The organism is Arthrobacter sp. cf158 (assembly GCF_900106835.1).
Taxonomy (GTDB): domain Bacteria; phylum Actinomycetota; class Actinomycetes; order Actinomycetales; family Micrococcaceae; genus Arthrobacter.
On sequence record NZ_FNNR01000004.1, the window covers coordinates 42780 to 66898 of the forward strand.

General features: G+C 64.2%; 23 protein-coding genes and 1 pseudogene. 9 read left to right on the forward strand and 15 right to left on the reverse strand.

The genetic code is table 11. From position 1 onward, the window contains the following. Positions 1-86 precede the first annotated feature (86 nt). On the forward strand, positions 87-1097 hold the full coding sequence (locus BLW08_RS09005) for a LacI family DNA-binding transcriptional regulator (RefSeq protein ID WP_091324580.1): 1011 nt from the start codon (positions 87-89) through the stop codon (positions 1095-1097). A gap of 110 nt (positions 1098-1207) precedes the next feature. Here BLW08_RS09005 and BLW08_RS09010 read toward each other — a convergent pair whose 3' ends face one another. The 7 genes from BLW08_RS09010 to xylA form a co-directional block, all read right to left on the reverse strand. Further along, positions 1208-2119, reverse strand: a complete 912-nt coding sequence (locus BLW08_RS09010) for an aldose 1-epimerase family protein (protein ID WP_091324581.1) — start codon at positions 2117-2119, stop codon at positions 1208-1210. Next, entirely contained in the window at positions 2116-3651 is a 1536-nt protein-coding gene (gene araA / locus BLW08_RS09015) for an L-arabinose isomerase (protein WP_091324583.1), read from the reverse strand. The genes BLW08_RS09010 and araA overlap by 4 nt, the downstream gene beginning before the upstream one ends. Before the next feature lie 62 nt (positions 3652-3713). Further along, positions 3714-4421, reverse strand: a complete 708-nt coding sequence (locus tag BLW08_RS09020; RefSeq protein WP_090822757.1) for an L-ribulose-5-phosphate 4-epimerase — start codon at positions 4419-4421, stop codon at positions 3714-3716. Continuing rightward, on the reverse strand, positions 4418-6139 hold the full coding sequence (gene araB / locus BLW08_RS09025; RefSeq protein WP_091324585.1) for a ribulokinase: 1722 nt from the start codon (positions 6137-6139) through the stop codon (positions 4418-4420). The genes BLW08_RS09020 and araB overlap by 4 nt, the downstream gene beginning before the upstream one ends. A 153-nt stretch (positions 6140-6292) precedes the next feature. Further along, a complete protein-coding gene (locus BLW08_RS09030) occupies positions 6293-7276 on the reverse strand; it encodes a LacI family DNA-binding transcriptional regulator (protein ID WP_090823468.1) in 984 nt (327 codons plus the stop codon). A 68-nt stretch (positions 7277-7344) separates the two neighbouring features. Continuing rightward, on the reverse strand, positions 7345-8775 hold the full coding sequence (locus BLW08_RS09035) for a xylulokinase (RefSeq protein WP_090822761.1): 1431 nt from the start codon (positions 8773-8775) through the stop codon (positions 7345-7347). Between the two features lie 87 nt (positions 8776-8862). Then, a complete protein-coding gene (gene xylA / locus BLW08_RS09040) occupies positions 8863-10050 on the reverse strand; it encodes a xylose isomerase (RefSeq protein WP_091324588.1) in 1188 nt (395 codons plus the stop codon). Positions 10051-10193: 143 nt separating this feature from the next. Here xylA and BLW08_RS09045 point away from each other — a divergent pair, with 143 nt between their 5' ends. From BLW08_RS09045 to BLW08_RS09060, 4 genes are all read left to right on the forward strand, one after another. After that, the gene (locus BLW08_RS09045) at positions 10194-11399 is read left to right on the forward strand and encodes an ROK family transcriptional regulator (RefSeq protein ID WP_254779796.1); all 1206 of its coding nucleotides are present in this window, start codon (positions 10194-10196) and stop codon (positions 11397-11399) included. A 143-nt stretch (positions 11400-11542) separates the two neighbouring features. Then, positions 11543-12622, forward strand: a complete 1080-nt coding sequence (locus tag BLW08_RS09050) for a YihY/virulence factor BrkB family protein (RefSeq protein WP_091324589.1) — start codon at positions 11543-11545, stop codon at positions 12620-12622. A 5-nt stretch (positions 12623-12627) separates the two neighbouring features. Then, positions 12628-12840, forward strand: a complete 213-nt coding sequence (locus BLW08_RS09055; protein WP_091324591.1) for a hypothetical protein — start codon at positions 12628-12630, stop codon at positions 12838-12840. Positions 12841-12897: 57 nt separating this feature from the next. Continuing rightward, a complete protein-coding gene (locus BLW08_RS09060) occupies positions 12898-13347 on the forward strand; it encodes a group II truncated hemoglobin (RefSeq protein WP_091324593.1) in 450 nt (149 codons plus the stop codon). 4 nt (positions 13348-13351) lie between these two features. Here the strand turns inward: BLW08_RS09060 and BLW08_RS23815 are convergent, their stop codons facing one another. From BLW08_RS23815 to BLW08_RS09075, 4 genes are all read right to left on the reverse strand, one after another. Further along, positions 13352-13522 (reverse strand): hypothetical protein, encoded by a 171-nt coding sequence (locus tag BLW08_RS23815; RefSeq protein ID WP_175538635.1) that lies wholly within the window; start codon positions 13520-13522, stop codon positions 13352-13354. Positions 13523-14044: 522 nt separating this feature from the next. Further along, positions 14045-14887, reverse strand: coding sequence for a sugar phosphate isomerase/epimerase family protein (locus BLW08_RS09065; protein WP_091324594.1), 843 nt, complete (start codon positions 14885-14887; stop codon positions 14045-14047). Continuing rightward, on the reverse strand, positions 14884-16098 hold the full coding sequence (locus tag BLW08_RS09070) for a dihydrodipicolinate synthase family protein (protein ID WP_091324596.1): 1215 nt from the start codon (positions 16096-16098) through the stop codon (positions 14884-14886). Before BLW08_RS09070 ends, BLW08_RS09065 begins: the two co-directional genes overlap by 4 nt. Further along, the gene (locus BLW08_RS09075; protein WP_091325064.1) at positions 16098-17267 is read right to left on the reverse strand and encodes a Gfo/Idh/MocA family protein; all 1170 of its coding nucleotides are present in this window, start codon (positions 17265-17267) and stop codon (positions 16098-16100) included. Before BLW08_RS09075 ends, BLW08_RS09070 begins: the two co-directional genes overlap by 1 nt. 198 nt (positions 17268-17465) lie before the next feature. Between BLW08_RS09075 and BLW08_RS09080 the strand changes: the two genes are divergently transcribed. Both BLW08_RS09080 and BLW08_RS09085 read left to right on the forward strand, forming a co-directional pair. After that, positions 17466-18503, forward strand: coding sequence for a LacI family DNA-binding transcriptional regulator (locus BLW08_RS09080; RefSeq protein ID WP_091324598.1), 1038 nt, complete (start codon positions 17466-17468; stop codon positions 18501-18503). Continuing rightward, positions 18500-19246, forward strand: coding sequence for an alpha/beta hydrolase (locus BLW08_RS09085; RefSeq protein WP_091324599.1), 747 nt, complete (start codon positions 18500-18502; stop codon positions 19244-19246). Before BLW08_RS09080 ends, BLW08_RS09085 begins: the two co-directional genes overlap by 4 nt. Here the strand turns inward: BLW08_RS09085 and BLW08_RS09090 are convergent. The 3 genes and pseudogenes from BLW08_RS09090 to BLW08_RS09100 form a co-directional block, all read right to left on the reverse strand. Next, the gene (locus tag BLW08_RS09090) at positions 19243-20016 is read right to left on the reverse strand and encodes a sugar phosphate isomerase/epimerase family protein (protein ID WP_091324601.1); all 774 of its coding nucleotides are present in this window, start codon (positions 20014-20016) and stop codon (positions 19243-19245) included. The genes BLW08_RS09085 and BLW08_RS09090 overlap by 4 nt on opposite strands. 75 nt (positions 20017-20091) lie before the next feature. After that, a pseudogene (locus tag BLW08_RS24105) lies at positions 20092-20253 on the reverse strand (GNAT family N-acetyltransferase); the annotation flags it as partial. 105 nt (positions 20254-20358) lie between these two features. Next, positions 20359-20697: a metalloregulator ArsR/SmtB family transcription factor gene (locus BLW08_RS09100; protein ID WP_091324603.1), complete on the reverse strand. Its 339-nt coding sequence runs from the start codon at positions 20695-20697 to the stop codon at positions 20359-20361. A gap of 67 nt (positions 20698-20764) precedes the next feature. On the opposite strand from BLW08_RS09100, the gene BLW08_RS09105 reads away from it, so the two are divergent. Continuing rightward, a complete protein-coding gene (locus tag BLW08_RS09105; protein ID WP_091324604.1) occupies positions 20765-21697 on the forward strand; it encodes an NAD(P)H-binding protein in 933 nt (310 codons plus the stop codon). On the opposite strand, the gene BLW08_RS09110 is transcribed toward BLW08_RS09105, so the two are convergent. Beyond that, positions 21694-22548: a LysR substrate-binding domain-containing protein gene (locus tag BLW08_RS09110; RefSeq protein WP_090822787.1), complete on the reverse strand. Its 855-nt coding sequence runs from the start codon at positions 22546-22548 to the stop codon at positions 21694-21696. The genes BLW08_RS09105 and BLW08_RS09110 overlap by 4 nt on opposite strands. Before the next feature lie 178 nt (positions 22549-22726). Here BLW08_RS09110 and BLW08_RS09115 point away from each other — a divergent pair, with 178 nt between their 5' ends. Next, positions 22727-24112, forward strand: a complete 1386-nt coding sequence (locus BLW08_RS09115) for an MFS transporter (protein ID WP_091324606.1) — start codon at positions 22727-22729, stop codon at positions 24110-24112. Positions 24113-24119: the final 7 nt, after the last annotated feature.

Below are 24119 nucleotides of genomic sequence, written 5' to 3' on the forward strand. Positions count from 1 at the left end.
TTGTTACGATTCAAATTACCCTCGTAAACGGGAGGGTGTCAAGGCGTTTCCAACACATTGACGTCAGCCAGCGGAGATCGGAAAGCATGTCCCAGACAGCCAGCATCAAAGACGTTGCCACTCACGCCCAGGTAGCAGTGGGAACTGTTTCCAATGTGCTGAACTATCCGGACAGGGTTTCGCAGAGGACCAAGGAACGCGTCCTGAAATCCATCGCTGAGCTCGGCTTCGTCCGCAACGACGCCGCCCGTCAGCTCCGCGCCGGCCAAAGCCGCACCATTGGCCTGATCGTGCTGGACGTTGGAAACCCCTTCTTCTCCTCCGTGGCTCGCGCGGCGGAAGATGCCGCTGCGGCCCTGGGAAGCGTGGTGCTGGTAGGGGACAGTGGGCAGGACTCCTCCCGCGAAGCGCACTACATGGACCTCTTCCAGGAGCAGCGGGTACAGGGTCTCTTGATTTCTCCGGTGGGCGACGTTTCAGGGCGCATTGATACGCTCCGCGAACGCGGCGTGCCCACGGTTCTGGTGGACGAACTCGCGGACACCGATCGCTGCAGCTCAGTCTCCGTGGACGACCAGGAAGGTGGCTACTTGGCCGCCAAGCACCTGCTGGACACGGGCCGCCGTCGTCTGGCCTTTGTTGGTACGCCGTCCATCCGGCAGGTGGCCAGCCGACTCAAGGGCGCGCAGCGCGCCGTGGGGGAGGTTACCGGCGCCAGCATTGAGGTACTCGACTCCGCCGGGCAGACCGTCCTCGCCGGACGGCAGGTGGGCAACAAGCTGGTGGAGCGCTCGCCGGAAAAGCGTCCCGAAGCCGTTTTCTGCTCCAACGACCTTCTGGCGCTCGGCGTCATGCAATCGTTGACCATGCTGCGGACCGTCCGGATTCCGGAGGACATCGCGCTGATTGGTTACGACGACATCGATTTCGCCATTTCTGCGGTGGTCCCACTGTCTTCCATCCGTCAGCCTACTGAGGCGCTGGGCCGGACCGCGATCGAGCTGCTCGCGGAAGAACAGGAGAGCGGCGGAACCAAGCACCGCGCCGTCGTGTTCACGCCCGAGCTGGTGGTCCGCCAAAGTACAGCCGGTGCTTAGCTGCGCTCCTGCCCAGTTAGTCCCCAAAAAAGCCCGGGTTCCCGCGAGCAGTTTCGCGGAAAGCCGGGCTTTTTGCCCCCCGCGGCCTCGGCTAACTGGGCAGGAACGCGCTACACGGTGTAGATGCTCCAGGATGCTGTGTGCTCGGCCCCGGGTTCCAGGCGGATCAGGTCTGTGCCGCTGTTGAAGGCATCCGGCGGGCAGGTCATGGGCTCCACGGCCAGGCCGATCCTGCCCGGAACCGGTGCCGGCTTGTCAGCCGTATGGATTTGCAGCCACTGGCAGCTTTCGTCCCAGGACATCCCGACGCCGGACCCTCCGACGCCGGTGCCCGCCGGGTCCCGCACGGAAAGCCGCGCCAGCCCGTCGTCGAACGCTATTCCTGTGAAGGCGTGGTCGATCTCGGTGCTGCCGATGGCCCGGGGGGTACGGAAGTCGTAGGCGTGCCCGTCCACGCCCGCGACACCAACGGGCAACAACCTGTCGGGCGTGACCTCAAGGAACGAGTCAGCAGCGAACTCCAGGATCCACTCGTCCAAAGGCGAGGATCCGGCCACGAGATACGGGTGCGGGCACACGCCATAGGGTGCCGCGATGCTGCCGGCGTTCCGGGCCGTGACCGACGTGTGAAGCCCGGCGTCGTCCAGCACAAACCGGGCCGAAAGCTCCAGCGCGAACGGGTAACCCGCCGTGGGACCCACAGTGCACGTCAACGTGAGTGACCCGGCGTCGGACTCTTTTGGAGTCCAATCGAGCGGGAAGGCCAGGCCGTGCAGGGCCGTTTGCCGCTCTGGTTCGTTGACGGGCAACTGGTGATCGACGCCGTCGAAACTGTACCTGCCGTCCGCGATCCGGTTGGGCCAGGGTGCAGCGATGATGCCGCGGTAATCCGGGATCGGACCGCCCTCCGGGAACGGGACAACCAGGTCCCTGCCCTGGAACTGCAGAACGCGCAGCGCGGCCGCGCGGGCGGTCACAACTGCTGTGTAACCGCCCGCGCTCAGCGTGAATTCAGTGCTCACAGGCCGCCGGCCAGCTTGTAGTACGCGGCGTTCCAGTTGAGTTCCCTCTTGAACTGTTTGATGGTGGTGTCCTCGTCGATGGTGAGAAGTTCGGTCTTGGCGATTTCGGCGAAGTCCTCGAACACCTCCAGACCCACCTGCGTGGACAATACCGAGTGGTGCGCGGCGCCGGCAGTGAGCCACGCGGCGGCGGATGTGGCGAAGTTGGGTTTAGGTTCCCAGAGCGCGCGGGCCACGGGCAAGTTGGGCAGCGGCTGGTCGAGGTCGACGACGTCCACCACGTTCGCCACCAAGCGGAACCGGTCGCGCATATCGGACAGTGCGACGACGATTCCCGGCCCGGCGTCGGTATCGAACACCATGCGGACGGGGTCTTCCTTGCCGCCGATTCCCAGCGGGTGGATCTCCACACGCGGTTTCTTGGCGGTCAGCGATGGGCAGACCTCCAACATGTGGGCACCCAGGATTTTCTCGCTGCCTGGCTCCAAGTGATACGTGTAGTCCTCCATCAGCGAGGCACCGCCGGGCAGGTCCCCGCCCATGACCTTGGCCGCGCGGACCAGGATGGCGGTTTTCCAGTCGCCTTCGGCGCCGAAGCCGTAGCCGTCAGCCATGAGGCGCTGGACTGCCATACCAGGGAGTTGGCGCAGTTCGCCGAGGTCCTCGAAGGAGGTGGTGAAGGCCGCAGAACCGTTGGCCTCCAGGAAGCTGCGCAGGCCAAGTTCGATCTTGGCGCTGTACCGCAGCGATTCGTGGCGGGCACCGCCGGCCTTCAGCTCGTCAGCCACGTCGTAAAGGCGCTCGTACTCGGCAACCAAAGCATCGACGTCGGACTCGTTGGAACCGTGGACCGCCTCGGCGAGCTCGTTGACGGACCACGTGTTCACCGAGACGCCGAAGCGCAGCTCGGCTTCGGTCTTGTCGCCCTCGGTGACGGCGACGTTGCGCATGTTGTCGCCGAAGCGGGTGAGCTTCAGCGTACGGACGGCGGCCCAACCAGCCGAGGCACGCTGCCAAGCGCCCACTTGGCGGGCGACCTCGGGATTACTGACATGCCCGACGACGGTCTTCCGCGGCACGCCGAGGCGCGACTGGATGTACCCGAACTCGCGGTCACCGTGGGCCGCCTGGTTGAGGTTCATGAAGTCGAAGTCGATGTCCGCCCAAGGAAGGTCCCGGTTGGCTTGGGTGTGCAGGTGCAGCAACGGCTTACGGAGCAGGTCCAGGCCCTGGATCCACATCTTTGCGGGGCTGAAGGTGTGCATCCAGGCGGTCACGCCGATCACTGAATCATCGGCGTTGGCCTCGAGTGCGGTGCGGCGGATGGCGTCAGAATCGGTGAGGACCGGCTTCCAGACGAGCTTCACCGGCACGTCGCTGCTGGCGTTCAGGGCGTTGGCAATCTCCTGCGACTGCGCTGCGACCTGCTTGAGGACGTCCTCACCGTACAGGTGCTGGCTGCCGGTGAGGAACCAGACCTCGAACTGTTCGAGGGACGTGTTGTTCGCAGATGATGTGGTGGCGCTGGGCATTTTCGTGGCTCCTGGGTGTAGTCCGGGGGTTTGGGGCGCTGGCGGCTGCCGGCTGAGGCGGGTTAGCGGCCGTAGACGTTCTGGTATCGGTCGTAGAGCGACTCGATCTTGGCTGGGTCGATGGGCAGCGGATCGCCGAGCTGGCGGGAGATGTGGACCGTCCTGGCCACTTCCTCGCACATCACGGCGGCTTTGACTGCGCTGCGGGCGTCCTTGCCGATGGTGAAAGGCCCATGGTTTTGCATGAGCACCGCGGGGGAGTTGGAGTTCTTGAGGGTCTCCACAATGCCCTGGCCGATGGAGTCGTCGCCTATGAGCGCGAACGGTCCCACGGGAATGGATCCGCCGAATTCATCGCCCATCATGGTCAGTACGCAGGGGATTTCCTCACCGCGCGCGGCCCAGGCCGTGGCATAGGTGGAGTGCGTGTGCACCACGCCGCCCACCTCTGGCATGTGCCGGTACACGTAGGCATGGGCGGCGGTATCAGAGGACGGGGAGAGGTCCGGGTTGCCCCAGTCCACGGTTCCCGCGCTGCCGGTGTTCATTCCCCGCACAGGTGTGCCATAAAGATCGGTGACCACCATGAGCTCCGGTGTGAGCTCGTCGTAGGAAACGCCGGACGGCTTGATGACCATGAGATCGTGCCCCGGGACGCGACCCGAGACGTTGCCCGCTGTCCAGACCACCAGTTCGTACCGGGTCAGCTCGGCGTGGAGTTCGCAGACTTCTTTGCGGACCCGGGCGATGGTTTCCAGCAGGGCGCTCATGCGGAGGCTCCTTCCGGGACGGTGGCTCCGCTTGCCGAGCCCTGAATTGCTGCGCGCTGGATGGCCTTGAGGCGGTGCATAACGTTATTGGTGCCGCGGCCAAAGTAGTCGTGCAAGGTCCGGTATTCCTGGAAGAGGACCTCGTAGGCGGCCACGTTTTCCGGGATCGGCGTGTAGACAGCGCCCGGAGCCGAGGCCATGGCGGCGGCGGCTTCACGGATGTCCTTGTACTTCCCGGCAGCCACTGCAGCATGGATGGCCGAGCCCAGCGCGGGGCCCTGTTCGGAACCGATGGTGGAGAGCTGCAGGCCGGTGATGTCGGCGTACACCTGCATCAGGAATTTGTTCTTCAGGAGCCCGCCGGCCACGATGAATTCCTTGACCGGGACGCCGGAATCGCGGAAGGCATCCACGATGGTGCGGGTGCCGAACGCTGTGGCTTCAAGCAACGCCCGGTAGGTGTCCTCGGGTTTGGTGGCCAGCGTTTGGCCCACCACGGTGCCGGAGAGTTCGTGGTCCACCAGCACGGAGCGGTTGCCCGAGTGCCAGTCCAACGCGATGAGGCCGTGCTCGCCAATGGCCTGCTTCTCTGCGAGTTCGGTGAGGTATTCGTGGATGCCTAGGCCCTTATCCTTGGCGGCTTGGTGGTATTCGGGTGGGACACCGTTCTTGGTGAACCAGCCGAAGATGTCGCCCACTCCTGACTGGCCTGCTTCGTAGCCCCACAGCCCGTCTACGATTCCGCCGTCCACCACGCCGCACATGCCCGGGACTTCACGCAGGACATCGCCGTTCATGACGTGGCACGTGGACGTGCCCATGATCGCGACGAGCTGTCCGGGCTGGACCGCGTTTGCGGCCGGGGCGGTGACGTGGGCGTCCACGTTGCCCACGGCCACAGCGATCCCTGCCGGAAGTCCGGTCCATGCTGCTGCTTCTTCGGTCAGATAGCCCGCGGCATCTCCCAAGCGGCCGATGGTGTGTTCAAGCTTTGCGGACACAAAGTCCTTGAAGTCCGGGTTGAGTGCAACCAGGAAGTCCTCGGACGGGTACTTTCCGTCCTGGTAGATGCCTTTGTACCCGGCGGTGCAGGCATTGCGGACGTAACTGCCGCAGAGTTGCCAGACGATCCAGTCGGCTGCCTCAACCCAGCGGTCCATAGCGCCGTAGACTTCAGGGTCTTCCTCCAGGAGTTGCAGGCCCTTGGCGAACTCCCATTCCGAGGAAATCAGGCCACCGTAGCGCGGTAGCCAAGCCTCGCCGCGTTCTTCGGCGAGCTGGTTGATGCGGTCTGCCTGCGGCTGGGCTGCGTGGTGACGCCACAGTTTCACGAATGCGTGCGGCCGGTCAGCGAAGCGTTCCAGTTCGTTCAGCGGCGTGCCCTCCGCCGTCGTCGGAACCATGGTGCACGCGGTGAAGTCGGTGGCGATGCCCACCACATGTTCCGGGTTTACACCGGCGTCAGCGACGGCGGCCGGTACAGCATTGCGCAGGACGTCGCGGTAGTCGTTGGGCACCTGGAGGGCCCAATCGGCGGGGAGCCGCTGGCCGCTGCCGGGAAGGTTTTCTGTTACGACGGCGTGCGGGTACTCGAAGACCCCGCTGCCGAGTTCTGCGCCATCCGAAACACGCACAACGACGGCGCGCCCGGACAAAGTGCCGTAGTCCACGCCGATGACAAACTGCTGATCGAGCGGGAGGTCTTGAGAGCTGTACATGGGGTCTCCATCCGGCTGGCCAAGGCCTCATTGCCGGGGGTCGGGGTGGAAAAGTGAAGAAGGTCTGATGCAATTGTTAGCGCTCACAACTTTGATGTCAAGAGCGGTCCGCATGGATCGGGGGCTCATGACGCTACTTGCTTGGGGGAGGTGCTAACTTGAGGCGGGCGCCGTGGTGGAGCGGACCACCAGACGTGGCGTGACGGTGGCAGCTGAGACGGTGTCGCCGTTTTCCAGACGATCCAACAACAACCCGATGCAGCGCTGGCCGAGTTCCTCGAAATCCTGGGCCACGGTTGTCAGTGGGGGGATGAAGTAGGCGGACTCCGGCTGGTCATCGAAGCCCACTACGCTGATGTCGTTGGGAACGTGGACGCCTGCTTCATGGAATGCGCGGAGGACGCCAAGGGCCATCTGGTCGTTGGCCACGAACAGGGCCGTCACAGAGCGGTCCGCAGCGATTCTTAGGCCTTCGCGGTAACCGCACTCAGCACTCCAGTCGCCCTCGATCAGCGTGGCGGGCTCAAAGCCGGCCTGAGTGAGTGCGTCCTGCCAGCCCTCGATGCGTGCTGCCGCGTCGATCCAATCCACCGGCCCGGACAGATGGCCTATCTGGGTGTGCCCGAGGTCCAGGAGATGTTGAACTGCCAGGTGGGCCCCGTGACGCTGATCCACGGTGGCACCGCTCAGTTGCTCATCGCCCACGGATCCCACGGCAACCAGCGGAACGTGGGCGGTGATGCCCCGAAGGACATCGAAGGTACCGGGGTGGGGGACCGTCACCACGATGCCGTCCACGCCTTGGTCCATGAAATGCGCTATGGCGTCCTTGATGGTCTCCGGCGTGACCTCCCGCAAAGCGGCTACGCTGACGAAATAGCCGGCATCCCGTGCGGCCTGCTGCACACCCAGGAGGGTATGGGACGGCCCGTACTGCGCCATCTCGCTGCCCAGCACTCCAATGGTTTGGGAGCGTCGGGTCACCAGGCTGCGTGCGGCCGTGTTTCGGCGGTAGCCAAGCTCGGTGATGGCCTGTTCAACGCGCTCGCGGGTTTTGGAACTCACATTGGGATGGTTGTTCAAGACGCGCGAAACGGTCTGATGCGAGACGCCCGCCACGCGGGCCACATCCTCCATGACAGGAGGCCGCTGATGTGCAGATTGTTCGATGCTCACCCTGTCACGATAGAGCACCGGTGCGCGGATCAGCCTTTCGCGACCCCCGCAGCGTAACGCCGGTACCGGTCCAAGAACGCGGGAACCCCGGAAGCACTCTGGGGTGTCAGCTCCAAGCCTTCAAGCTTCCAATCCGGGAGCTGCCCGGTCAGCACGCCCGCTGCCTGCCGGGCGGCGCCATCGGCCACGTACTCTCCGGGCTTTGGCACGAAGACCGGCACGCCGAATGCTGAGACGGCAATCTGTTGGACGGCCTCCGATTGCGCGCCGCCACCCACCAGGATGACGCGCTGGGCCAAGACGCCTTGGGCTTGAAGTGCCGCCAGGCCATCCGCGAGGGAGCACAGCACTCCCTCCACTGCGGCCCGGGCCAGATTGGCAGGTGAGTAGTTGGACACCGTGATGCCGTGGAGAGATCCCGTGGCGTCCGGCAGATTGGGTGTCCGTTCGCCCTCAAAATACGGGACGAGCGTTAGCCCGTCGGCACCCTCCGGGGCGGACAAGGCCAGATCGCTGAGTTCTGTCAGGCTCACGCCAAGTAAGGAAGCTGTGGCATCGAAAATTCGTGTCGCGTTAAGTGTGCACGCCAGCGGAAGGTAGTTACCGGTTGCGTCGGCGAAGCCTGCCACCAGGCCGCTGGCGTCCTGCGCCGGCACATCCGATACCGCGAACACAGTTCCCGACGTTCCAATGGAAATGACTACATCACCCACTGCGGCGCTGACGCCCAGGCCCGCTGCAGCATTGTCGCCCGCGCCTGGACCGATCAAGGCGCCCGCAGGGGTCTTGCCCGCCGCTTCCAAAGGTCCGACGACGGTTGGCAGCACTGGGACGTGGCCCAGGGTTCGCTCCAGGACCTGTGGCAAGTACTCGCCGGTGCCAGCCGAGAAGTAGCCTGTGCCGGAGGCGTCGGAGCGATCAGTTCGGAGGAGTTCCAACGATGCCGGTCCTGTGCCTGGACCATGGCCGGCCAAGCGCCATGACAGCCAATCGTGGGGGAGGCAGACCGCGGCCGTTAGCCGGGCATTGCCGGGTTCGTTCCGCGCCAGCCAGCGGAGCTTGGTGGCGGTCAAGGATGCCACAGGAACAGTTCCCGTGGTGGATGCCCAATATAGGCCGCCGGCAGCGGCATCGCCGCCACCGGCTTCAAGGATTAACTCCTCTGCGTCGGGCGCCGAGCGGGTATCGTTCCACAGCAAGGCTGGTCGGACGACGTTGCCGGATTCGTCCAAGCACACCATGCCGTGCTGCTGGCCGCCAATGGAGACGGCATCGACGTCGTCCAGGCCGCCCGCGTCCGTCATCGCCTCCTGTAGCGCCGTCCACCAGTGATCCGGGTGTACCTCCGTGCCGTCAGGGTGGGAAGCCCGGCCCTGGCGAACCAAGGCGCCGGTGACTGAGTCCCGGATGATCACTTTGCAGGACTGGGTAGAACTGTCGATCCCGGCTACGAGAGGCATGCGTTAATCCTTTGGATGACCGCCACCGGACCTGCCAGGAAATGGTCCTGGCAGGTCCCGGCGACGGGAATTCAGTGATGGAGTGATTCAGCGTGCGCCGAGAAGGTGCTCGATGGCCAGCTGGTTGAGGCGGACGAAGGCGAACGAGCGCTCGGCCGCCTGATCGGCGTCGAACGTTTCGAAGGCGCTGGCATCAGCCAGCAGCTCCGCCGTGGTCTCGCCAGTGTTCAGCGTGGGCACGCCCAGCTCGAACACGCCCGAGGTAGCCAGCGCTTCCTGGACTGCCGGGTCTGCGCGGAAGGCCAGGGCACGTTCCTTGAGCAGCAGGTACATGGACATGTTGGACTTGGCCGATTCCCAGACTCCGTCATAGCCGTCAGTCCGGGACGGCTTGTAGTCGAAGTGGCGGGGGCCGTCGTACTTGGGTCCGCCGTTGGGGAAGCCGTTCTCCAGCAGATCCACCGTGAAGAAGGCGCTGGTGAGGTCACCGTGGCCGAAGACCAGGTCTTGGTCGTACTTAATGCCACGCTGGCCGTTGAGGTCGATGTGGAAGAGTTTGCCTGCCCACAGGGCCTGCGCGATGCCATGGGTGAAGTTCAGGCCAGCCATCTGCTCGTGGCCCGTCTCCGGATTGAGGCCCACGATGTCGCCGTGTTCCAGCTGTGCGATGAAGGCAAGACCATGGCCAACGGTGGGGAGGAAGATGTCACCGCGGGGTTCGTTTGGCTTGGGTTCAAGGGCGATCCGCAGGCCGTAGCCCTTTTCCTTGATGTAGCCGGCGGCAGTGTCCACGCCTTCCTTCATGCGGTCCAGTGCTGCGGCGAGATCCTTGGAGCCATCGTATTCGCTGCCTTCACGGCCGCCCCACATCACGAACGTATCAGCGCCAAGCTCTGCGGCGAGATCGATGTTGCGGAGGATCTTGCTCAGGGCGAACCGGCGGACCGAGCGGTCGTTTGACGTGAAGCCGCCGTCCTTGAAGACGGGGTGGCTGAACAGGTTGGTGGTGACCATGGGTACCTTGAGGCCCGTCTCAGCCAGTGCACCCTTGAAGTTCTTCAGGATGAGGTCGCGCTCTGAGGCGGTGGCATCGAAGGGGACCAGATCATTGTCGTGGAACGTGATGCCGTACGCGCCGAGCTCGCTGAGCTTATGCACAGCTTCCACAGGGTCCAGCGCCGGACGGGTGGCTACGCCGAAGGGGTCGGCGCCAGTCCAACCGACGGTCCAGAGGCCAAAGGTGAAGCGGTCCTGCGGGGTAGGCTGCGGGGTCATATTTGCTCCTTTGCAAAGCACTGGGAAGAGGTTGGAAGAAAAGCCCTCCAATTAGTTTTCAATCTGAACTATATGGGGGATGATGGATCATGGTCAATGGAAGCCGCATAAATTCTTCGAATCCGCAGGGAGGTCCCACGCCAGTGAACGAATCAGCCGCGCCCGGCCGCGTCGGTGATGTCCGCCGTCGAAATCTTTCGCTCGTCCTGGACTCCATTGCCCGCACCGGGGACGCCAAGCCCAGCCGCGCACAGCTCGCTGCCGGAACCGGACTCACCAAAGCCGCTGTCTCCAGTCTTGTTGCAGACCTCGTGGAGTCCGGGCTGGTGTCTGAAGTTGGCCTCTACCGTGACGGGGAGCGGGGGCGGCCCGGGCAGGGGCTTGAACTCAGTGCGCGCCGTGGCGTTGTGGGCATGGAAATCAACGTTGACTACCTCGCTGTGGGGCTGGTGGATCTGGGTGGAAACCTCCGGTTTCATTCGACTGTCGAGTCGAGAAACCGCGGGCTTGCGCCGGACAAGGTCATGGAGCGCCTGGGGGCCCTGACGGCTGAGGTCAAAGCTGCGGCCGCTGCGGAGAACATCGCCATCCTGGGTGGCGGGTTGGCGGTCCCGGGGCTGGTGGATGAGCAGCGGAATGTTGTGGTGTCCGCCCCAAACCTCCATTGGGAGCGCGAGCAACTCAACCCGCAGTCGCTGCTGGAAGGCGCGCCCCTTGGTGTCCGGCTGTCCAATGAGGCCAACAGTGCGGCTCTCGGGGAGCTTTGGTATGGCGCCGGGCAGCCGGATTTCCTCTACGTGTCCGGCGAGGTCGGCGTTGGTGGCGGGGTCATTATTGCTTCGGAGCTCTATACCGGACCCGGCGGCTCGGCGGGCGAACTTGGCCACATTGTGGTGCACCCGGAAGGTCCGGCCTGCTCCTGTGGGGGGTCGGGATGCCTGGAAACCTTCGCCGGCCAGGAGGCCATTTTTGAGGCCGCCGGGACCCCCGCAGGCTCGCTGGGCGAACGCACGCACCTGCTGCTTGGCGCCCTCGCCGCGGAGGATCCCCGGGCCACCAAAGCCGTTCACGACGCCGGGAGGTACTTGGGCATTGCGCTCGCATCTTCTGCCCGGCTGATGGACATTGAAGCCGTGGTCCTCGGTGGCCACTTCGCTTTGCTGGCGGACTGGCTCAAGCCCTCGCTGCTTTCAAGTCTGGAGCGTTATGCGCCGGGGTTGCTGGATCCAAGCCGCCTGACGGTGTCCGGCCTGGAGCATTCCGGGACTCTCTTGGGCGCAGCGGGACAAGTAATCCGCTCCGTCATTGAGTCGCCCTTCGAGTTCCTGTTGGCCAGCAAGCTGGCGTAGTCGGAAATCCCGGTGGCCGCCTTGCGCGGTACCCGGCGATGGCGTTTGCATCAGGGGAGGGCGGGCGCTTCCCTTGGATCATCAGTATGCTTACTATTGTTGGGTCAGTTACTCGCGCAAACTACCCCACGGACGAGTGCCCCATGACTACACAAGACTCAGCCCAGACCAGCGCAGCCAAGGCCAGGACCGCTCCTTCCCCGGAGGACCCCCGCAAGCCGGACAGCCCCAACGACCTCGCCAAACCCACCTGGATGTACATCGCCAAGCGGACCCTGCGGGAGTTCACCAAGGACCAATGTCCGGACGCCGCTGCCGGCCTCACCTACTACGGTGTCCTTGCCCTGTTCCCTGCGCTCCTTGCCTTGGTATCCCTGCTGGGAATCTTCGGGGACGCAGGGAAGACCACGTCCGCACTGCTGGATATCGTGCAGCAGTTCGCTCCAGGACCAGGTGTTGACACTCTGCGGCAGCCCATTGAGGAGCTGACAAAGTCCAATGCGGCCGGTTTCGCCCTGGTCCTGGGCATCGTGGTGGCCCTGTGGTCAGCCTCCGGTTACGTCACCGCGTTCAGCCGCGCCATGAACCGTGTCTATGAAGTGGACGAAGGGCGCGGCTTCATCAAACTGCGTGGCACGATGCTTGCGGTCACCGTTGTGGCGGTTGTGGGGGCGGCGCTGGCAGCCGCGATGCTGGTTCTGAGTGGGCCGGTGGTGGAGGCCATCGGCGGTGCCATCGGATTGTCGGAAACGTTCCTGACGGTGTGGAACATTGCCAAGTGGCCGGCTCTGGTGATCGTGGTGGTGGCCATCATTGCGGTGCTCTACTACTTCACTCCCAACGTCAAGCAGCCCAAGTTCCGGTGGATGAGCATGGGATCGCTGATTGCGTTGGTGATTTTCTCCGTGGCATCGCTCGGCTTCGGCTTCTACGTAGCCAATTTCAGCAATTACAACAAGACCTACGGTGCCCTGGCCGGCGTCATCATCATGCTGCTGTGGCTCTGGATCCTCAACATGTCCTTGCTGTTTGGTGCCGAGTTCGACGCAGAAATGGAACGTGGCCGCCAACTCCAAGGCGGCATTGAAGCAGAAGAAAGCATTCAACTCCCGCCGCGCGATACCAAGAAGAGCGACAAGCTACAGGAAAAGGAAGACGCCGATATCCGTCGTGGCGAGGAAATCCGCGAAACCCAGAGCGACACAACACAAGGGGGCAAGTAGCCGGAATGGAAACTTCAGTCATGGGCCACACCAAGCTCAAGTCCATCAAAAACGGCGACAGCGTACAGATCAACGGTGAGGTTTTCCGGGTCAGCGCCGTGCAGCCCCAGGAAGGCTCGCGGAGCATCACGCTTGAACTTCAAGCGCACGACGGCGGCTCGGTCACCTTGATCGGCCTGCCGAAAGCGCGGGTGAAGCTCGCTGCGCGAGCTTCCTGAGCCACCCTGAAGAGACGGCCCTTCCCCGACTGACCGCCCTCGTGCCATCGTTTCATCATGCAGACGGTGTTTGAGGCGGCGGGTGGCAACGCGTTCTTTGTGTCGTTGGCTGAGGCCTGGCACATCCGGGTGGTTGCGGACGAGGTGGTGGGGCACGCGTTCCGTCACGGCGTGCGCCCCGAACACATCGAGCGGCTGGCCGCCTACTGGAGCGAGGCCCTGGGTGGCCCGCCGTTGTACTCGGGCACCTACGGTGACGAAACTTCCGTGGTGAGGATGCACAGCGGGAATGGGCCACACGAGGAGATGGACCGCCGAGCCATTGAGTGTTTCGACCAGGCTCTGACCGATGTTGGGGTGGGGGAGGCACGCCTCCGGGAAGTCCTGCACGCCTACTTTGCCTGGGCCACTACCAACACAATGGCCTGCTACGAACACTCAGCAGAGGATGTCCCTGCAGGGCTGCTGATTCCCAAGTGGTCCTGGGACGGGTTGGAACCCGGCTAAAGGCTCAGGCTTCGGCGGGGAAACCCTGATCGGCGTCATCCCACCAGCCCTCCCAGGCGCTGGAGGTCAGCCGCACAGAAACAGCGGGGGAGTGCTCGGTGTTGGATTCGCCGGAAGGGCCGCTGTGGCTGCCGCCGGCGTCAAGGAAAAAGTTCAGGGTCTTCAAGAGCATCATGGTGGTGTCCTTTCAGGGGTTTCGTGGACGTCTTTGTCCAGGTAAAACCAGCGTAGGTGGCCATTGTTTCCTCCCATCGACGCAATGTTTCAGCTGTGTACCATTTATCTCACCTGCGCCTTCCAAGACTTACAGCTGACACAAAGGCCAGCGTACGGTCACCACCTTCTTTGAAACTCAAAGCTCCGCGACACGCGCACAATTCGGCGTGTCCACCGATGCCAGCAATCAAAGTGGGTGGTGGCCGCACCGTTCACGAGCCAGTCACGCTGAAGGCCCGACGGCGGCACTTACCCAGCGTCGTCGTCGAGCCTTTTCTTGGGGTGGCCCGTGCGGCAGGGGCCACGCAGCTTCCTTTGTGCCCGGCAAAGGGGCTGGCGACGCCCGGATTCGGGTGTCGCCAGCGACTATGGGTGGCACAGGACAGCAAGAGCGGGCCCCTGCCGTGACCTTGGCAGGAGCCCGCTGGCTTTGGAGCGATCCTCCCGCGGCGCTTAGGGCATCCGCGGGAGGATCACGTTGTTAGGCGAACGGGAGGACGAGCTCCGCGTAGCGCTGCTTCATGGTTTCCAGGACGCTGTCCCCATCGGCATCCCAGATTTCCTGGTTGAAGATCTCAACCTCTACGTCGCCCTTGTATCCGGCGTCCCTGACCCAGGTGCCGATGGTGGCGAAGTCGATGACGCCGTCGCCCATCATGCCGCGGGACAACAGCGCGTCCGCGGCAATGGGCAGGTTGAAGTCGCATACCTGGTAGGAGGCAATGCGGTTCTCATGCCCGGCGCGTTCGATCTGCGCCTTCAGTTCAGGATCCCACCAGACGTGGAAGGTATCGACGGCGACGCCGACATCCTTTGCGTCGTAGGGTGCGGCAAGGTCCAATGCCTGGCCAAGGGTAGAGATCAGCGCGCGGTCCGCTGCATACATCGGGTGCAGGGGCTCCAGTACCAATCGGACGCCGCTTTCAGAGGCGAAGGGAACCAATTCCTCGAGCCGGTCGGCCACGCGTTGGCGGGCGGCGACGACGTCCTTCTCACCGGGAGCAAGCCCACCAACCACCAGGAAGAGCTCCTGGGTGTCCAAGGCAACCGCTTCGCGGACGGCTTCGAAGTTGTCGGCCAGCGCTGCGGCCTGTCCTTCGGCGTCGGCCGCCGTGAGGAAGCCACCGCGGCACAACGAGGAAACGCGGAGCCCGGCGTCCTTGATGAGCTTGGCTGCCTTGTCCAAGCCAGCCTCGGCAACACGGTCACGCCACGGCCCGATCGCGGGGATGCCCGCGCGGGCACAACCGTCAACGGCCTCAGCCAAGGTCCACTTTTTGGTGGTGGCGCTGTTCAGGGAGAGTCGCGAGAAATCGGAGCTCATGCGCCCACCCCGTTGATCCGCAGGAAGTCAGACATCCGGAACGCGGCAAGTGACGGATCCTTCAACAGGCCGGCCTGGTCTGCCAGTTCGAACGTCTTGGCCAAGTGCAGTACCGAGCGGCCCGAGTGCAGGCCACCCACCATCTGGAAACCGGGCTGCTTGCCGTTGAGCCAGGACATGAAGGCGATGCCGGTCTTGTAGTAGAACGTGGGTGCGCTGAAGATGTGCTTCCCGAGCTCGCGGGTGGAGTCCAGGATGGCGCGCCCTTCCGCACCTTGGCCGGCGTCGTACTTCTGCAAGGCGACCGAAGCGGCCGGGTAGATGGCCGCGAAGATGCCCAGCAGAGCGTCCGAGTGGTGGGTTTCGTCGCCGTCGATCAATTCCGGGTAGTTGAAGTCGTCGCCGGTGTAGAGGCGGACGCCTTCCGGCAGGTTGGCGCGGAGGGCGACCTCGTGTGAGGCATCCAGCAGCGAAACCTTCACGCCGTCAACCTTGTCCGCGTGTTCACGGATCAGGCTGAGGAACGTTTCGGTGGCGACGGAGACGTCGTCGGAGCCCCAGTAGCCAGCCAGTGCGGGGTCAAACATGGTGCCGAGCCAGTGCAGGATCACGGGCTGGTCAACTTCCTGAAGCAGCGTCGAGTAGACGTGCAGGTAGTCGTCGGCACCGTTGGCAACCTTGGCCAGGGCGCGGGAGGCCATGAGGATGACCTTGGGTCCGGCCTCACTGACGACGGCGATCTGCTCACGGTAAGCGTCGATGACGGCCTGGATTCCGGCCGCACCCTCAGGGAGCGTCGCAATGTCCAGCTGGTCGGTGCCCGCGCCGCAGGACACGAGGTCGCGAACGGACTTACCGGCGATAGCGGCGTTGCCCGCTGCCACGACGGAAGCGGCCTCTGCGCCGGTGCGCTTAATGAGCTGCTGGGTAGCGGCCCAGTCCAAGCCCATGCCGCGCTGCGCCGTATCCATGGCATCGGCGACGCCCAGGCCATAGGACCACAATTCGTGCCGGTAAGCCAGGGTGGCATCCCAGTCGAGCTGCGCCGGGGCGCCGGGGGTGTTGTCCGCAGCGACCTCGGGGATGACGTGCGCTGCGGCGTAGGCGCGGCGGGCAGTCAGCGGGGCTGTGGGCTTGACCCACGCAGTGGCGGGCTGGAGGCGGTACTCGCGGGTGCCGCCGTCGTCAGTGGGAAGAATCAGTGACGTCATTAGAGGCTGATCTCCGGGATGTCGATGGTGCGGCGCTCGGCCGAGGACTGGAGGCCGAGCTCGGCCAGCTGAACGCCGCGGGCTGCGGAGAGCAAGCCGAAGCGGTGCTCGCGGCCAGCGACGACGTCGCGCAGGAATTCTTCCCACTGCAGCTTGAAGCCGTTGTCCAGTTCAGCGTTGGCGGGGACTTCCTGCCACTGGCTGCGGAAGGATTCGGTAACGGGCAGGTCCGGGTTCCAGACGGGCTTGGGGGTGTGGGCACGCTGCTGCGCAACGCACTTGTTCAAACCGGCGACGGCGGAACCGTGCGTACCGTCGATCTGGAACTCAACCAATTCGTCGCGGTAGACGCGGACGGCCCAGGAGGAGTTGATCTGGCCGATGACGTCGTCGCCGCCCGGGGTTTCGAGTTCGAAGATGCCGTAGGAGGCGTCGTCGGCGGTGGCCTTGTATTCCTTGCCGGCCTCGTCCCAACGTGCGGGGATGTGGGTGGCGGTCTTGGCGTTGACGCTCTTGACCTTGCCGATGATGCCTTCAAGGACGTAGTTCCAGTGGCAGAACATGTCCGTGGTCATTCCGCCGCCGTCTTCCTTGCGGTAGTTCCAGGACGGGCGCTGTGCAGCCTGGACGTCGCCTTCGAAGACCCAGTAGCCGAATTCGCCACGGATGGACAGGATGCGGCCAAAGAAGCCTTCGTCCACCAGGCGACGGAGCTTGACCAGGCCGGGGAGGTACAGCTTGTCATGCACGACGCCTGCGGTGACGCCGGATTCCTTGCCGATCCGGGCGAGCTCGATTGCTTCTTCCAGGGTTTCGGCCGTGGGCTTCTCGGTGAAGATGTGCTTGCCGGCGCGAATTGCCTTCTTCAGGGTGGCGGCCCGGAGGCTGGTCATGGAAGCGTCAAACACGATGTCCACGGTGGGGTCGGCGATGACTGCGTCCAGGTCGGTGGACCATTCGGAGACTTTGTGGAGCTCGGCGAGCTCGCGGATCTTGGCTTCGTTGCGGCCAACCAGGATGGGTTCAACCTGAACCTTGGTGCCGTCTTCCAGGGTGAAGCCGCCGGCGTCGCGGATGGGGAGGATGGACCGCAGCAGGTGCTGGCGGTAGCCCATACGGCCGGTGATGCCGTTCATGGCGATACGGATCGTCTTTGTTTCGAAGCCCATGTTTTCTCCAGTGCCTTGTGTGCCGGTCGCTGTGCGGATGCCGGTGCTTGCTGATGTCATGTGGGAAAGCGCATTCCCGTTGCAATCGATCATGCACCATGGCGCGCCGGGTTGGCAAGCGCTTTCCCGAAAATCGGAAGGGAACTGCCATAATTTCCTTAGCGCCAGTCCCGACGCTTGCAGAAAAGGAGGGCCCCCGTGGCCGCCAGCACACTGAGTGAAGTTGCCCGTTTGGCCGGGGTTTCCCTGGCCACGGCGTCCCGAGTCCTGAACGGCTCATCCCGAAAGCCGGCTGAGGACATCGCAGAGCGCGTCCGGGAAGCCGCCGACAAGCTCGGCTATGTTCCCAACGCGCAGGCACAGGCGCTCGCAAAGTCCAGTTCGGGCTTGATCGGCCTCATTGTTCACGACATCGCCGATCCCTACTTCGCGGCCATCGCCCGTGGCGTCCAGGAAGCAGCCCGCCAGCAGAACCGCATGGTGTTGCTGGCCAGTACATCCGGCGCCGCGCAGGACGAGAAAGAGGCAGTGGCCGCCTTTGCCGCCCGGCGTGCCGATTCCATCGTGATCGCCGGCTCGCGTTCCGTGCGCGCCGAGGACAAGCAGGGCAACATCGAGCTCGCCGCCGAGTTGGATCGCTACTGCCGCAATGGCGGACACGTGGGGGTTGTTGGCCACCCGGTAGTTGGGGCCTCGACTACCGAGGGTTACCACGTGGTGAAGGTCCCCAATGAGGAACTCGCCGCCGGCCTTGCTGCCGATTTGGCCGCCACGCACCACGGTGACTTCCTGATCATTGCCGGCCCGGAGGGCCTGTACACCTCCGACGACCGGGTCCGCGGCTTCCAACGTGGACTCGCCGACGCCGGGAAGCCCGCTGCAGAGGTGATTCGCACCGGCTTCAACCGTGCCGGGGGCTACGAGGCCGGATTGGCGCTCGCAGACCGGATCAAGGCTTCCGCGGAACGGCTCTGCATCTTCGCCGTCAACGACGTCATGGCCATTGGCGTCACGGCGGCCCTGCGCCCCGAGGGTGTCTGGATACCCCGCGATGCCACGATTGCCGGCTTTGACGATATTGAAACCCTGCGCGACTTCCGGCCGGCCTTGTCTACCGTCCACCTGCCACTCGAGGACATCGGGCGTCTTGCTGCCGGAGATCCCGACACCCCTCCCGTCAGCGGCGTGGTCAAGCTCCGCCGCAGCACGGAAACGCCGGTGGAATCGCAGGCATGACTCTGCCGCACATCACGGCGCCCGGGGCACTCACGGTCATTCCCGCCGTCGGGCGTTCCGGCGCGGTGGCGCCCGCTGTGCTGGTGTTGCCCGGAGGGGGCTACGCAAAAGTGGCCGGCCATGAGGCCGAGCCCGTGGCTGAATGGCTCGCCTCGCTGGGAATCCACGCGTTCGTGCTGCGATATCCGGTGGCGCCGCATCGACACCCGGCGCCGCTGGCCGCCGCGAAGCAAGCCATGTTGTGGATCCGCTCTGGCGGGCACGGCCTTGCTGTTGATTCGTCGCGCGTGGGTGTCCTGGGATTTTCCGCAGGCGGGCACCTTGCTGCCAGCCTGTCCGTGGCGGTGTCCACCGGCGACACCGCGTTGGACGTTTCCGCGGCTGTGCCGGACCTCAGTATCCTCTGCTATCCAGTGATTTCCCTGGTGGACTCCGCACATCAGGGGTCTGTGGACAACTTGCTGGGCGTGGATGCAGGCAGGGATGTACTGCAGGAATTGTCAGCGGAGCTGCACGTTTCCCCGGAGACTCCGCCCGCCTTCGTTTGGCACACGGCCGATGACCAATCCGTTCCTGTCAGCCACAGTCTCCTCTACGCAGGAGCGCTCAGCAGGGCCGGAGTTGCTGCGGAGCTGCATGTGTTCCCGCATGGTGTTCACGGCATCGGCATGGCTGTTGGGGCGCCGGGCGCGGAGCAGTGGACGGCTCTCTGTACCGCGTGGCTCAGCCGAAGGTGGGCCTAGTCTTCGCCCAGCGTGATCGTGTGCAGGAAGGCGGCGTCGTTGAGCACGTTGTCCGGAAGGTCGTCCTCCACAAATTCCAGCATGATGTCCATGTCCTTGCCATTGCCCCGCAGGACATCGGTAACGGTCTGCCACAGCAGCTTCCGGTTCCGCAGCGGAAAGCGCTCGGCCTCGGGCCCCCACGAGAAACAGTGCACGCCCATGACATGCGGGAGGACGTGGTGGAGCGAGTCCAGTGCTTGCTGATCGGAAAGCCCGACGGCGGGCTGCCAGTAAGTGCCGACGTTGGCGTGGTTAACCCGGTTCAAGAGGTCCAGGGTGGTAGCAGGAGAGTCGGTGAGGGTGTTCCCGTGATACTCGAAAGCGATGGCGATTCCGCGTTCGGCAGCCCGATCGGCAATGCGACGGGTGTCCTTCACCACTGCGTCCCAGTGTTCCCGGCTGGCGCCAGCCGAACCGAGTTCCCCGGCCCATACCCTGATCCTTGGGGCGCCAAGCGGGGTGGCGAGGTCCAGGACGCGGCCGAAGTCTCCAAAGGCGCCGCAGCGGTAGTACGAGCCGAGGGATAGGACCGTCAGCCCAGCGGCTTGCGTGGCGCTCTTGGCGTGCGCGGCTGATTCAGCATCGCTGACGTGGACGTCAGTGCCCCATTCGATGCCAGCCAGGCCGGCGTCCGAGGAAATGCGGACGACGTCGTCAATCCCGCGTGATCGCAGGGTGACGGAACAAATGCCGGGCGTGAGGTCAGCCGGAGTGGTGAGGTCGATCATGCTTCACAGGATACCGGGAATGCGCTTACCCGGTAAGGGTGTATCGTCTGTTGAACACAAATGAACGCTACTGGTTTACAGAGCTATCCAGTATCGACGGATCGGCTCGGTCACTCCCAGCTCCGGCGGGAAACTCTGGGGCGGGCGGACACTCTCCAGCGCGCCGCCGCAAGCTTCGATGGTGCGGGCTGAGGCGGGGTTGGATTCTTTGCACGTCACCAAGACGCGCTCCAATCCGAGGGTGCGCCCTCCTGGAGGGCGCCTCTGAGGGCCAGCTTGGCCAGGCTCCGGCCCCCTGGCGCTGGGCCTGATTCCATTGGGTGAGCGTATTACGGCCGTGAATCACGCCTCTGAGGAAGGGGCGGCCGGGCGGGTGGTGGTGCGCTTCCGGACCTCACGCAGCACTATCTGCTCGGGGCAGACGGTTGACAAGAAGTCGCCGACTGAAAGGGCCAGGCGTTCACCTGCAAGGGAGTACAGGATGCGGTTTGCGTCGCGGCGCTCCGTGACCAGGCCGGCCTGGCGCAGCACGCTCAAGTGCCGCGAGATGGTGGGACCTGTGGCATTGAACCTCGAAGCGATCTGGCCGGCGGCCAACTCGCCATCCTTGAGGTCCTGCAGAATCTGACGCCTGGTGGGGTGCGCAAGTGCGGCGAAGATGTCTGATGCTGTATCTGCCATGTTTGCAATATAGCACAGTGGCTATATACAGTTTAGCTTCATTGCTAATAAGCGAAGGAGCAAGATCATGCGTGTAGCTATCACCGGCGGTACGGGCTTTGTGGGACGTCACCTTGCAGAGCGGCTCAACAGCGAGGACACTGTCATCGTCTCCAGGCGGACGGGCGTGCAGATCAATGATGTGGATGCCTTGGCGGCTGCCTTCAGTGGCTGTGACGTGGTGGCTCATTGTGCCGGCATCAATCGGGAAATCGGTGACCAGACCTTCGATCGTGTCCACGTCGACGGCACCCGCGCTGTCATAGAGGCCGCCCGAAGGGCGGGCGTCCAGCGGATCGTCATGTTGAGCTTCCTCAGGGCCAGGCCCGGCTGCGGTTCGGCCTATCACGAGACCAAGTGGGCTGCCGAGGAACTCCTGCGCCAATCCGGCAGTGCCTACACGATCCTCAAATCCGGAATGATCTATGGCCCGGGCGACCATATGGTGGATCACGTAACCAAGGCCGTGCGGACTTTTCCGGTTTTCGCAACGGTTGGTTACCGGGAGCGGACTGTTCGACCCATACCGGTGGAAGAGGCTGTCAATACCCTGATCGCCGCCCTTGAGGGTCGCGTACCCACCCCGACGGTCGCTGTTGTCGGAGCCGAAGAGCTTGAACTTGGATCGGCTGTACGCAGGATCGCCCGCGTGGCGGGCAGGCAACCCCTGTTTGTCCCCGTCCCGGTGTGGGCCATTCGGGTGCTGGCGCGCCTCACGGAGTGGACGATGGTGGTGCCGCTCGTGGCGAAGGCCCAAGCGCAGATGCTCGCTGAAGGGGTCAGCGAGCCTGCGCCGTTTGCCCCCGGGCTTCCCGATGTCCTCCGTCCGGTGCTTCCTTTCGATGACGAACGAATCCGCGCTGCGCTGCCCGATGGACGATTTGTCCTCGCGGACCTCCGGCTTGTCAGGTGGTGGACCAGGCGGCGTCGCCTTAACGGGCCGGGCACATCTGGCCACTAGGTCGATTTACTCAAGGTCCTGCCCATGATGGCCTGCGTCAAGGCATCGATCACTTCGGCGTTGGCCAGCGGGTTGCGGATGAGGGTGAAGTCGACGTCCCCCACGGGTGGCAGGCCAAACCGCTGGGTGATGACTTTCAGGTCCTCGGGAACCAGCGACGCCGGCATCACCGCCACGCCAATGCCTGCCCGGACTGCTGCAAGCACACCACTGATCTGTTTGGTGCTGCACGTGATCCGCCACGTCCGGCCCTCTGCTTCCAAGGCGTCGATAGCCAGTTTTCGGCTCAGGCTGGGCGCCGGGTAGGCGATGAGCGGGACGGGGGCGCCGGGCTCCAAAACGGTCTGCTCGACGCCAACCCAGGCGAAGTTGTCGTGCCGGACCACGGTGCCTTCCTTGGCGCCGGCCACCCATTTCACGAATACCAGGTCCAGTTGCCCGGCGTTGAGCCGCTTGTAGAGCTGGTCGCTCTGGCTGACCGTGAGCTCCAGGTTGATTTGCGGGTACAGCTGCCGGAACTCGCGGAGGATCCGGGGGAGGCCCGTAATGGCGAGGTCGTCCGCGGTACCAAAGCGAAGCCGCCCACGCATTGCCGAACCGGAAAAGTAGCGGGCGGCGGAATCGTGGGCGGCCAGGATGCTGCGGGCAAAGCCGGCCATGGCATCGCCATTATCGGTGAGCCTGACTTCGCGCGTATCGCGGGCTACGAGGACGCGCTTGGCGGCGGCTTCCAGCTTCCGGACATGCTGGCTGACGGTTGGTTGGGCGAGCCCCAGGCGGTCCGCCGCTTTGGTGAAACTCAACGTTTCGGCCACGGCCAGGAAGGAGCGGAGCTGGACAGGTTCGAACACGAAACTCCTCAGGCGCAGGTCAGCGCCGGGCCGAGGTACTGCGCCGCTTCCCCTCGTGCTGCAAGCAGCTCATTGCGTTCCGCAATGCTAGTTATAGGCGCAATACGCTTCCATAATTGCTGCTGGCAACCATAGCGTTAAACGCATCCCACCGAAACTCTCGATCCGAGGACTACTTTTGGCACCCCCACCGCCTGCAGCGGCAAACGTCAGCCAGCCCGTCATTGATTCCCTCTCCGCACCTCAGCCCGCGGACACCGTCACCCAGCCACTCGCCGTCGTGAGTGAAAAGCTGCCCTGGCGGCATACCTTCATCTCCCTGAAGGTGCCCAACTTCAGGATCTTCGCTCTGGGCCACTTCATCGCGGTGATCGCCATCTGGATGCAGCGCATCGCCCAGGACTGGATGGTGCTCCAGCTGTCCGGTTCCGTCACCGCCGTCGGAATTACGGTGGCGCTGCAGTTCATGCCGTCGCTTTTCCTTGGCCCCTGGGGCGGAATGATCGCCGACCGCTTCGCCAAGCGAAAGATCCTCATCATCTGCCAATCCGCGGCGGCTGTGCTGGCCGCAGTGTTGGCAGTGCTCTCCCTGAGTGGTCGCGTTGAAGTGTGGCACGTTTACGTCATTGCCTTGGTCCTGGGCTTCGTGACAGTTCTGGACCAGCCGGCCCGGCAAGTGTTCGTCAACGAACTCGTGGGCCCCAAGTACCTGCGGAACGCCATCAGCGTGAACTCCACCACCTTCCAGCTCGGCGGCCTGATTGGGCCCGCCCTTGCCGGTGTGCTGCTCACCGCAGTGGGTGCCGGCTGGGCCTTCGCCGCCAACGCGGTGGCATGCTGCTCCACGGTGGCCATGCTGCTGATTCTCCGCAAGGACCAGCTGCACCTTAGCCAGCCGACTCCCCGCAAGAAGGGAATGCTGCGCGAAGGTCTCAATTACGCGCTCAGCAAGCCCACCATCTACTGGCCATGGTTAATGGCCGGCTTCGTGGCAGTTTTCGCCATGAGCTTGCCCGTGCTGCTGGCCGCCTTCGCGGACCACGTGTACGACGCCGGTGCCGGAGGCTACGGCCTGCTGAACGCGATGGTTGCGCTCGGTGCACTGACCGGCGCGGTGGCGTCCACCCGCCGTCGTCAGTTGCGGTTGCGCTCAGTAGTGACGTCCGCCGGGTTGTATGGCCTGATGCTCTGCGTATCCTCGCTCATGCCGTCCATGGTGTGGTTCAGCGTCACCATGGTCCTGGCCGGCTTCTGGTGCCTCATGTTCCTCACGGCAGCAAACCAAATGGTGCAGACCAGTTCCAACATGAGCATCCGCGGCCGCGTCATGAGCCTCTACTTGGTGGTGCTCATCGGTGGCCAGGCGATCGGCGGTCCCATGATGGGGTGGCTGGCCGAGCACCTGGGTCCGCACCTGGCCATCCTGGTGTCCGGCGGTGTGCCGGCCATCGCAGCTGCGGTAGTCGCCGTCGTTCTGGCCCGTAAGTCTTCCCTGCACCTCAAGGTGGACCTGCGTGACCGGCGCCGGGTGCTGCGGATTGTGGACCGGGCACAGGCAGCCTAAGTCACCG